At 61.1% G+C, this 9,969-nt stretch carries 9 protein-coding genes and 2 pseudogenes; 7 read left to right on the forward strand and 4 right to left on the reverse strand.

All coding sequences use genetic code 11. The features are described from left to right. The 4 genes and pseudogenes from HLUSI_RS0109260 to gcvH form a co-directional block, all read left to right on the forward strand. Nucleotides 1-1,085, forward strand: a 1,085-nt coding sequence (locus HLUSI_RS0109260) for an acyl-CoA thioester hydrolase/BAAT C-terminal domain-containing protein (RefSeq protein WP_016833702.1), incomplete at its 5' end; no start/stop codon positions are given. Further along, nucleotides 1,082-1,506: pseudogene (locus HLUSI_RS34795) on the forward strand (CMD domain-containing protein). The gene HLUSI_RS0109260 and the pseudogene HLUSI_RS34795, both read left to right, overlap by 4 nt. After that, the gene (locus tag HLUSI_RS0109270; RefSeq protein WP_016833703.1) at nucleotides 1,503-2,093 is read left to right on the forward strand and encodes a peroxidase-related enzyme; all 591 of its coding nucleotides are present in this window, start codon (nucleotides 1,503-1,505) and stop codon (nucleotides 2,091-2,093) included. Before HLUSI_RS34795 ends, HLUSI_RS0109270 begins: the two are co-directional and overlap by 4 nt. Before the next feature lie 30 nt (nucleotides 2,094-2,123). Then, nucleotides 2,124-2,501 (forward strand): glycine cleavage system protein GcvH, encoded by a 378-nt coding sequence (gene gcvH, locus HLUSI_RS0109275; RefSeq protein ID WP_016833704.1) that lies wholly within the window; start codon nucleotides 2,124-2,126, stop codon nucleotides 2,499-2,501. Nucleotides 2,502-2,520: 19 nt separating this feature from the next. On the opposite strand, the gene HLUSI_RS0109280 is transcribed toward gcvH, so the two are convergent. Both HLUSI_RS0109280 and HLUSI_RS0109285 read right to left on the reverse strand, forming a co-directional pair. Next, the gene (locus HLUSI_RS0109280) at nucleotides 2,521-3,669 is read right to left on the reverse strand and encodes a serine hydrolase domain-containing protein (RefSeq protein ID WP_016833705.1); all 1,149 of its coding nucleotides are present in this window, start codon (nucleotides 3,667-3,669) and stop codon (nucleotides 2,521-2,523) included. Between the two features lie 141 nt (nucleotides 3,670-3,810). Further along, complete coding sequence (locus HLUSI_RS0109285; protein WP_016833706.1) at nucleotides 3,811-5,865, reverse strand: ATP-dependent helicase; 2,055 nt, start codon at nucleotides 5,863-5,865, stop codon at nucleotides 3,811-3,813. A 355-nt stretch (nucleotides 5,866-6,220) separates the two neighbouring features. Between HLUSI_RS0109285 and HLUSI_RS0109290 the strand changes: the two genes are divergently transcribed. Beyond that, nucleotides 6,221-6,505, forward strand: a complete 285-nt coding sequence (locus HLUSI_RS0109290) for a hypothetical protein (RefSeq protein ID WP_016833707.1) — start codon at nucleotides 6,221-6,223, stop codon at nucleotides 6,503-6,505. 41 nt (nucleotides 6,506-6,546) lie between these two features. Here HLUSI_RS0109290 and HLUSI_RS32540 read toward each other — a convergent pair whose 3' ends face one another. After that, nucleotides 6,547-6,792: a hypothetical protein gene (locus HLUSI_RS32540; RefSeq protein ID WP_157137802.1), complete on the reverse strand. Its 246-nt coding sequence runs from the start codon at nucleotides 6,790-6,792 to the stop codon at nucleotides 6,547-6,549. Between the two features lie 339 nt (nucleotides 6,793-7,131). On the opposite strand from HLUSI_RS32540, the gene HLUSI_RS0109295 reads away from it, so the two are divergent. After that, nucleotides 7,132-8,679 carry a GGDEF domain-containing protein gene (locus HLUSI_RS0109295; RefSeq protein ID WP_016833708.1) on the forward strand — a complete coding sequence of 516 codons (1,548 nt, stop codon included), beginning with the start codon at nucleotides 7,132-7,134 and terminating at the stop codon, nucleotides 8,677-8,679. Here HLUSI_RS0109295 and HLUSI_RS0109300 read toward each other — a convergent pair. After that, a complete protein-coding gene (locus HLUSI_RS0109300; RefSeq protein WP_016833709.1) occupies nucleotides 8,664-9,548 on the reverse strand; it encodes a LysR family transcriptional regulator in 885 nt (294 codons plus the stop codon). The genes HLUSI_RS0109295 and HLUSI_RS0109300 overlap by 16 nt on opposite strands. A 190-nt stretch (nucleotides 9,549-9,738) precedes the next feature. Between HLUSI_RS0109300 and HLUSI_RS33585 the strand changes: the two are divergent. Beyond that, a pseudogene (locus HLUSI_RS33585) lies at nucleotides 9,739-9,969 on the forward strand (hypothetical protein); the annotation flags it as partial.

Genomic DNA, 9,969 nt, shown 5'->3' on the forward strand with positions numbered 1-9,969 from the left:
CGCCGGAACAGCCGGGCAAGCGCGAACTGTTCCATGCGGACGTGCAGCAACCGCTGACGACTGCGTTGGAGGCGACTGCTGCCTCCGCCCCCGGTAACGCGGAAGCGGAACTGATCCAGCGCCTGTGCGGCGATGGCGTGACGCGACAAGAAGTACGCGAGCAGGGGCTGGTAGGAACCTTGTTCCTGCCGGCCGGTCCGGGACCGCATCCGGCGGTGATGATCCTCAACGGATCCGGCGGCGGCATCAACGAACCGCGCGCGGCCCTGTATGCATCGCGCGGTTACGCCGCGTTTGCGTTGGCGTATTTCAAGGCGCCGGGCTTGTCGGATTACATCTCCAACACCCCGCTCGAGTATTTTGAAAAAGGCCTCGACTGGCTGCGCGCCACGGTCAGGCCGCTCGGAGATTTTGTCGCCATCAGCGGCCAATCACGCGGCGGCGAACTTGTGCTGCTGCTGGGAGCGACCTTCCCGCAAAAAGTGTCGGCGGTGCTGGCTTACGTACCGAGCGCCCTGGTGCACAGCGGCCAGAACGCTTGCGACCCGGCCATCGGTCGCGAAGGCCCGACCTGGCTGCGCGACGGCAAGCCGCTCACGCATCAATGGGAAAACAACCGTCACGCCAGCTGGGCGCCGTTCGACGAGGGCGCGCCGCCGCACCGGCACGTGCTCGCCATGCTGACCGCCTTGCAGGACAAGGAAGCGGTGGCGAAGGCGCGCATCCCGGTTGAACACATCGACGCGCCGGTGTTGCTGCTGTCGGCCACCGACGACGGCTCGTGGCCGTCGAGCATCTATTCAAAAATGGTGAGCGACAAGCTGGACGAAGTCGCTCACCCGCACGCCGTGGAATGGCACGATTACCGGGATGCCGGTCACGCGATCCTGTTCCCGTACGTGCCGACCACCCAGATCAGCTATGCCCATCCGGTGTCCAAACGCCTCAGCACCGGCGGCGGCGCACCCGCCGCCAACGCGCATGCCGACAAACACTCCTGGCAGCACGCGCAGGAGTTTCTCAGGAATGCAATCGGAGCGCATCTTGCGCGCTCCGCGCAGCCAACACGAAAGGAAGTCTCATGACGACGCAAGTGGAATACAACATCGACAACGATGTCATCGACAAACTGTCCGGCTTGCAAGCAGGCGGCGCTCTGCACACCTTGCGCCACCAGCGCGAAAAGGTCGCGGTTGCTTCGCAGGGCAGCTACGACGCCTTGTTCGATCCGGCGCTGGAAGGCATCGGCCTGGACGAGCGGCTGCTGGTCGCGCTGTACGCCTGTCGCCTGGCCGGCGCAAGTGAAGTCGCCGGGCATTACCGCGCGCGCTGACCGAACGTCCGGTGGAAGGAGACAAGGCCGCCTTGCACATGCTGCCGGCGGCCGGCATCAGCACACCCGCCGTGGTCGCGCTGTCGCAACTGATCGCCTTCATTTCGTACCAGATCCGCGTCGTCTCCGGTCTGAAGGCCATGAAACTGGCAAGCACAGGGGAGCAAGCATGAGCACCGTTATCAAATCGCACGGCTTCACCAATGAAGTGCTGGAGTGGCAGGCATGGCTCGACGTCATCGACATCGAGCAAGCCAGCGAAGACCAGATCAAGGTCCTGGAAGAGAGCCATCCCAAGGCCAAGACCTCCGACTATTACTTGTTCCTGGCTCATCAGCCGGAAATCCTGCGCCAGCGTTCGGCCGCCTTCAACGCCATCATGTATGCGCCGGGCGGCATGTCGCGCGCCGAGCGTGAACTTGGTTCGATGGTCGTCTCGCGCATCAACGGCTGCGTGTATTGCGCCTCGGTGCATGCCCAGCGTTTCGAGCAACTGGCCAAGCGCAACGACACGGTGCAGCAGGTGTTCGACGATCCGTACAGCGCCGGCACCGATGCGCGCGAAAAAGCCATTTCGCAATTTTCCATCGACCTGACCAACAATCCGGGCGGTGTGAATGCGGCCAGCATCAAGGCGCTCGAGGACGTCGGTTTGACCGGGCAGGAAATCCTCGACCTGATCCACTCGGTCGCGATCTTTGCGTGGGCCAACCGCCTCATGCTGAACTTGGGCGAGCCGGTGTTTCCGGCGGCGCAATAATTCAATAATCCAGCCGACGAGGAGAGCTGCATGCTGATACCAGACACCCTGATTTACGCCGAAACGCACGAGTGGATCCGCCAGGAGGGCGACGGCACGCTGACCGTCGGCATCACCGACTTCGGCCAGGATCAACTGGGACCATTGGTGTACGTGCAGACGCCGACGGTCGGCAGCGTGCTCCGGCGCGGCGCAGACGCCGGCGTGGTCGAATCCAACAAGACTGCTTCCGACGTGCATGCGCCGGTGGCGGGCGAGGTGATTGCCGTGAATACGGAATTGGCGAACACGCCCGAAGCGATCAACGGCGCGCCTTATGAACAGTGGATTTTCAGGCTGCGGCCAACCGAGACTTTCGACGTGTCGCAGTTTCTCGATGCCGCCGCTTACACGAAGATGATCGGCTGAGCGCGTCAGGCCTCAGTCGTCAAAAACGACGCGGAGCATCCTGATCGTCCTGGCGCACCCGCGTTTCTCCGCGAAAGCCTGCTTTCTGCATTTCCAGGAGCCGGGCGTCGGACTCCGCCCCGGCAGGACTTGCCGCATCAACCGATTCGATGATCGCGGTGACGATATTGAGCGGGACCGCGGCTTCTTCCTTGCCCGAAAGACTGGACGTCAGCGCGGCAACGACCCTCAGGCTGGGAAATACATAGATGCGCTGTCCCTTGAAGCCGCTGGCAAAATAGAACGGCACGCCCTTGACCTTGCCGATCCACCAGTGCAGGCCGTAGCGATTGCTGACGCCGGGAGTCCAGGCCAGCTGGGGATATTTTTCATCGAAAATCCTTGCCCCGTTCCATTCTCCTTCCTGCAAATAAAGTTGCCCGATCTTCAGCATGTCCATCGGACGCAATCGCAGGCCCCAGCCGCCGGGAAGACGGCCGCCCTGATCGGGAAACCACCAGGCGTAATTGGACATCTGCAGGGGGGCGAACAAGGTCGATCTGGCGAACTCCAACAGGGAGCGATCGGTCAGTGACGCAATCACGGTGCCGGTCATCAGCGCATCGGCATCCGAGTAGTTGAAGCGGGTGCCGGGCGCGGCGATGAACTTTTGTCCGATCGCCAGCGCGACGCGATCTTGCCGCGCGCCGTAAATCGGATTGTTGACCGGATCGTGCTTGTAGTCGAAGCCGGAACCCATCTGCATGAAATTCCTGAGCGTCACGCGCCCGGCGTTGCTCCATGCATCACCGCGCAGGCCGGGTGGCTGCGGAATCAATGCCGCGACCGGCGTGTCGAGGTCTCTGATCTTTCCCTGCGACATCAAGATGCCGACCAGGGTCGACGAGATCGACTTGGTGGCGGAATACATCGCGTGGTTGTACTGCCTGCCAAGCCCATCCTTGTAACGCTCGAACACAATCTTGCAGTCGCGCATGATGAGCAGCGCGCGGACGTCGTAACGGGCCTCGTCCAGCGACGAGATCAGAGACGACAGGCGGTCGGAGGAAATGTTTTCCGCCGACGGCATCGCCGTGTCGAAATTTTCTCCGACGATATCGCGGCAGCGACCGTCATCGGCGATTGCATGGGAGATGAAGAACAACGTGGAAAGCAGGACCAAGATCAATGTGGCGGCGGACGGTTTTACATGGCGATTGATTATTCTTATCATGATCCTGATGCGCAAAAAAAACGACGATCGAAGTAGTTCGTTGAGTTGATTTTTTGCGCCAAGCATCACATGCAAAGCTGACGGATGGCTGACCGTTCACGATGTTTTGTACACCGCCTGGATGGAACGTCGATAACCGTCCGGCAAATTGACCGGCAACGCATGCAGAGGAAACCTGTCCAGACGCGCGCGCGCCGACGCATAGACGTGGCGGTCGCCTTGCGCGTGCTGGCCGCCGGTGAAGAATTTCTGCGGCACCATCAGATGCAGGTCGTCCTTGGCGCGGGTCATGGCGACGTAGAGCAAGCGGCGTTCTTCTTCGATTTCGGCGGTGCTGCCGGTCGCCAGATCGGCCGGAATGCAACCGTCGACGACATTGAGCACATACACCGATTTCCACTCCTGGCCCTTGGAGGAATGGATGGTCGACAGGATCAGGTAATCCTCGTCCAGCAGCGGCACGCCCGACTGGTCGCTGGTGGCGTCCGGCGGATCCAGTGTGAGTTCGGTCAGGAAACGCTCGCGCGACGGATAGCCGGAGGCGATCTGTTCCAGTTGCAACAGGTCGGCCTGGCGCGTGGCGGCGTCTTCGTGCTGGCGTTCGAGATGCGGCGCGTACCAGCTACGCGCATGCGCGATCTCCCCGGGCCAGCCGGTCCGGCCTTGCGCCATGAATTGCAGCACCTCGACGAAACCGCGCCAGTCATCGCCGCTGCGCGGCGGCGCCGGCAATTCGGACAGCGCAGCAATCGGATCGGCATGTGTCGCCATGGCTTCCAGCACTTTTTGCGCCGAACCCGGACCGACGCCGGGCAACAACTGCATCAGGCGGAAACCGGCCACGCGGTCGCGCGGATTCTGCACGAAGCGCAGCATCGCCAGCATGTCCTTGATGTGGGCGCTGTCGAGGAATTTGAGGCCGCCGAATTTGACGAAGGGAATGTTCCGGCGCACCAGTTCAATCTCCAACGGGCCGCTATGGTCGGAGGCACGGAACAATACAGCCTGATCCTTCAGCGTGCTGCCGGCTTCGCGGTTTTCAAGTACGCGTTCGACGATGTAGCACGCCTGGTCGGCTTCGTCGCGCACCGATACCAGCTGAGGCTTGTGATCCGAGACGCGCTCGGTCCAGAGATTCTTGGTAAAGCGTTCCAGCGCCTTGTCGATGACGCTGTTGGCGGCGGCCAGGATAGTCTGCGTCGAGCGGTAATTACGGTCCAGCGTGACGATGTCGGCGGGCGGGTCGAAGGCGCGGGGGAAGTCGAGAATGTTGCGCACCGTTGCGGCACGGAACGAGTAGATCGCCTGGGCGTCGTCGCCGACCACGGTGAGGCCGCGGCCGTCCGGTTTCAGCGCGAGGAGGATCGATGATTGCAGGCGATTGGTGTCCTGGTATTCATCCACCAGCACGTGATCGAAGCGCGCGCCGATGTCGTCGGCCAGCACGCGCTCGCCGATGGTCTGCGCCCAGTACAGCAGCAGGTCGTCGTAGTCGAGCACGTTGTGCGCCTGCTTGGCTTCGACGTAGGCGCCGAACAGGGTGCGCAGTTGCGCCTCCCATTCCGCGCACCACGGGAATACCTTGTGCAGGATGCTGTCCAGCGGCGCTTCCGAATTGACCACGCGTGAATAGATGGCCAGGCAGGTGGACTTGAGCGGGAAGCGTTTTTCAGTCTTGGACAAGCCCAGTTCATGCCGCACCAGATTCATCAGATCGGCGGAATCTTCGCGGTCGTGGATGGAGAAATTGGGATCAAGCCCGATCTGATCGGCGTACTCGCGCAGGATCTGTGCGCCGATGCCGTGGAAGGTGCCGGCCCAGGACAAGGCGTCGGCCATGATGCGGCCGTTGGCGCCGAGCGCTTCGCCGCAGATGCGCTGGACGCGGCGGGTCATTTCCGCGGCAGCGCGGCGAGAAAACGTCATCAGCAAAATCCGGCGCGGATCGGCGCCATTGACGATCAGGTGAGCAACCCGGTGCGCCAGCGTATTGGTCTTGCCCGAACCGGCGCCGGCGATCACCAGCAAGGGGCGGGCAGGGGCTGGAAGTGCGGCCTGTTGTCCCGGCAGTCCGGGGACGATGCCGAATTCCACCGCCTGGCGTTGTTCGGGGTTGAGTTTTTCCAGATAGTCGACGTTCATGACGTTCATGCTGAGCCTTGGTGCGGCGGCAAAAAGGAAGTTATTTTACTGGTGTTTTATACAGTCTTCGGCGGTGGTTACAAAAAAGACGCCGGGCCAAAAGAGATAGCTTGCAGGGGACATCCACAATCATTTGTGAAGTGATGAAAGATCGACAATGGATTCTTGCGCAGCGCTGTCTATACTGGTTTGGTCGCAGGCCAAAGGAATGTCCCGGCAATGCAGGAATCATGCTGCAATGCCAGAACTGGCGCGGCTTCCAAGCTACCCGTGATATTGCAGATTTAGCGCAGGAAGTGCTTGTGCAAACCGTTCGCACCTGGTTAAAATTTCCCGTCGACAACTTATTTTTTGAGGTGCAGCCATGGATAAGACGCTCGCTTTGCTCGATTGTTTGGTGCAACTCAAGGAAGCGCAAAGCTGCGCCGATGCTTTGCTGTCCGACATCATTGCCGACGCCGTGCGGGTAAACAAAGGGAGGGGCGGCGTACCCAAGCCGGCCACCTTCAAAGCCTTCCGCAACGCCCTCAAATCCGCCAATACGCATTGCTACCAGGCCGAGCTGATCCTGGCGGAATTCGACGCTCTGCAAACCATCATGCCGATCGGTCAGCAACAGCCGATACGCACGGCGACTTACAGCGTCTGATCCACTCTCTGCGTCGGCACGGTTCGCGCAGTGGCGCGGACCTAGGTGCGCCCACCTGCAAACAACTCGCGCATATAGACCTGCAAGGTATCCCCCGAGTCCGTCCGGAGTCTGGCGTAGCGGCATGACAGACGGCATCCGGGGCAAGCCACGCGCTGTTCCTGAATCGGACGCGCGCCATTGACGAGTCGCTCCACGATGGCGCCGCAACGCGGGCAGCTCAATACGACGTCCGGACGTGCTGATGAAACGGCGGAAGTGATCGCTGGCGGGAGGGATGCAGTCATGGACGTTTGTTGTTGTGGTTTCAGGCATCGGAGCGAAAGGCCTGATCATCCTAGACGGCTTTGCTTGGCTTGTATGTCGCACAAAGTGGCGACAAGGACACGCAAGATTATCTCCACGGAACGTCCGAAGTACACCGCCGCAGGAACATTCTTGCCGCACGGCACTCTCACAGGCTGCTCGTTGTTTTTATGGCGTGTTTAGTCCGTTCAGGTGACAGACCGCAGCAGAGTTTGTGTCTACAATGGCTCGGCAGGCATGCAGCTTGCATTTGTTTCCTGCAGCGATGGCGACAAGGACGCATCCGGTACTTTCCAACACCAGGCATCTCCGGAGGTAAATTGCGGCGCGGATTTTCATTCAAGGCAAAATGGCCCAGGATCCTGATTCAGGACGGCTGGGGCCTGTCCGCTTGTTTCGTGCTGCTGTCCTCTTTGGTGCTTGTGGTGATCTGGGGCATCACCATGACGCACGTCGCCAGCGAAAAAAAGCTGGCCATGGAAAGCGCCTCCTCCGAAAGCCGCAACATGGCCGCCATCATGGCCGCCAATCTCAATGACCGTCTCAGCCGTGCCGGGCAGTACGCCATGGTCGGCAGCAAAGTCCTCGACGGCGACGCCGCGGCAGCTGATTACCTGGGCCTGCTGTTCAACGGCGACAGCGCCTATGTGCGCGCCGCCGTGTTCGACGACCGGATGCGCCTGCGATACTCTTCCGCCGGCCTTCCCGAAGAAAGCGAATTCGCCCAGTTGCTGGAGCGCGCCTACCCGCAGGCAGCCACCGGCGCGGATGCGCCGAAAGCTGGAACGGTCCTGTTCGGCAAGACCGACAGTCACAACTGGCGCATGCCGATGCTGATCGCCCTGCAAGCCCCGAAGACCGGCGCGCGCGGCTATCTGGTCGCGATACTCGATCTGGGCCGCTTCCTGCACGACTACCAGCAGATCGGAGACGGCTACCTGATTGCGATCAATGGCGGCGCCGGCACGCCGCTGGTGGCGCTCAATGATCGCCGCCTGCTGATCGGCGACAACAGCGTCGCATCCGTATCCTCCTCCAGCGTCAGCAGCCTGCAAAAACTGGTCGCCTATCCGCTCAGCGTGAGCGTGACCATCAATCCCGATTCCGTGGTCTCCGACCTGACCCAATCGCATTACGAATATGTGCGTTATGCGATCGTCATCTCCATCGCGGTGGTGACGCTGACGCTGATCCTGATCGGGATTTCCTACCATCGCAAAAAACTGTATGAGCGCCTGGCGCGTTCCGAGCGCGAAAAAATCTGCCTCATCGAGCAGCTCGAAAAGGAAAAGACGCGCGCCTATCAACTGGCTTCGCATGATTACCTGACCGGGATTCCCAACCGCATGCTGTTCAGCGAACTGGCTGGCGCCGAGCTGTCGCGCGCCAAGCGCAGTCCCAATCTGTACGCGCTGTTTTTCATCGACCTGGACGGTTTCAAACCGATCAACGACACGCTCGGCCACGCGGTGGGCGATTTGCTGCTGAAAGCGGTGGCGCAGCGCCTGTGCACCAATTTGCGCGAGTACGATCTGGTGGCACGCCTGGGCGGCGACGAATTCGTGGTTCTGCTCTCCGATATCAAGTATCAAAGTCAGATCGCCGACATCGCCGACAAACTGATCAAGGCCGTCGGTGCGCCGTATCTCAACCTCGGCGGCCACGAAGTCGGCACCAGCCTGAGCATCGGCATCGCGCTGTATCCCGACGACGGCCACACCGTCGATGAGTTGTTGTCCAAGGCTGACGCCGCCATGTACGCTGCCAAAAAAGACGGCAAGGGCGCTTATCGTTTCCACGACAGCAGCGTCCACAGCGGGCTGTCGGGACGCCTGCCTTCGACCGCTACGCGCTACCTGTCGGCCTGACGCGCTTTCAGCTGCTTCAGGAAGGCGCGCACCACCGGCGACTTCTCGTGCTTGCGCGACGCCAGCGCGATGGCGCCCGGAATGATCTTTCCCTCAATCTGCCGATACGTTACACCTGGCATGTTCACGCGCTGCATTACCGAAGCGGGGACGATCGCCACGCCCTGGCCCAGCGACACCAGCGTCACCACCGCCACCAGACCTCCCGGGTTGGGCAAGGTGCGCGGCACGAAACGGCCGCGGCGAGCCACTTCCATGGTGCCTGATGCCTGCTCGGGCAAGATGAAGCACGCCGACGCGAGCGCGGACGCGGGCACGGTTTCATGCGCCGCCAGCGGTGAACCTTCCGGTAGTGCCGCGATGAAATCGTCATACAGCAAGGTCATGAAATTGACGTCGGCCGGGCACGGCACGGGCGGGCGGATGAAGGCAAGATCGAGGCCGCCGTTACTGACCTGGACCGGCAAGGTATCCATCGGCGCTTCGACCAGATTCAGCTGCACCAGCGGATAGTCGGCGCGAAAGCGCGCCACTTCGGTTTGCAGCAAGCCGGAATATGCCGCCGAAGCGATGTAGCCGATTTCAATACGGCCGATCTCGCCGCGTCCCGCGCGCCGGGCAGCATCTTCCGCCCGGGCAGCCTGCTGTAGCGTGCGCAACGCCTCTTCGAGGAACACCTCGCCGGCCGACGTCAGGCTGACCGAGCGCTTGGTGCGCTGGAACAGGCGGACATCCAGCAGCCGCTCGATTTCCTGTATCTGCTTGGTCAGGGCCGGCGGCGAAATGCCGAGCTGCTCGGCGGCGCGGGCAAAGTGCAGCGTCTCGGCAACGGCGGTGAAACAGCGGAAGTGACGAAGCTCCACGGGCATACTCCAAAAATGCAGTAATTCAATAATTAACCTGAACGAAATTAAATAGCATTTTAACTGTAATAAAGATAATTATCGGCGGCCTTAGAATGGCTGGCATATAGCTAATTCAGCTAATTCAGCCAATCCAGGAGTTGCTCCATGCTTTTGCATCGCCTTCCATTGCTTCTCCGCATTTCATCTTCCGCACATGAATAGCCCGTTCTCTGCCGTTCGCGACGACTCTTATCCCGACGCGGCAGATGATGCACGTCGCCGTAAGGAGCGCAACGTCCTGCTGATCTGTTCCGGCGTGTGCGCGCTGATCGTGCTCGACACCAACATCGTCGCCGTCTCGTTGCCGTCGGTGGCGCGCTCGCTGCATGCCGATTTCAGCGACATCGAATGGATCGGCCGCCGCCCCATCGCTACGACCGGAACA

Origin of the sequence: Herbaspirillum lusitanum P6-12 (assembly GCF_000256565.1) — a bacterium.
GTDB classification, from domain to species: Bacteria; Pseudomonadota; Gammaproteobacteria; order Burkholderiales; family Burkholderiaceae_D; genus Herbaspirillum; species Herbaspirillum lusitanum.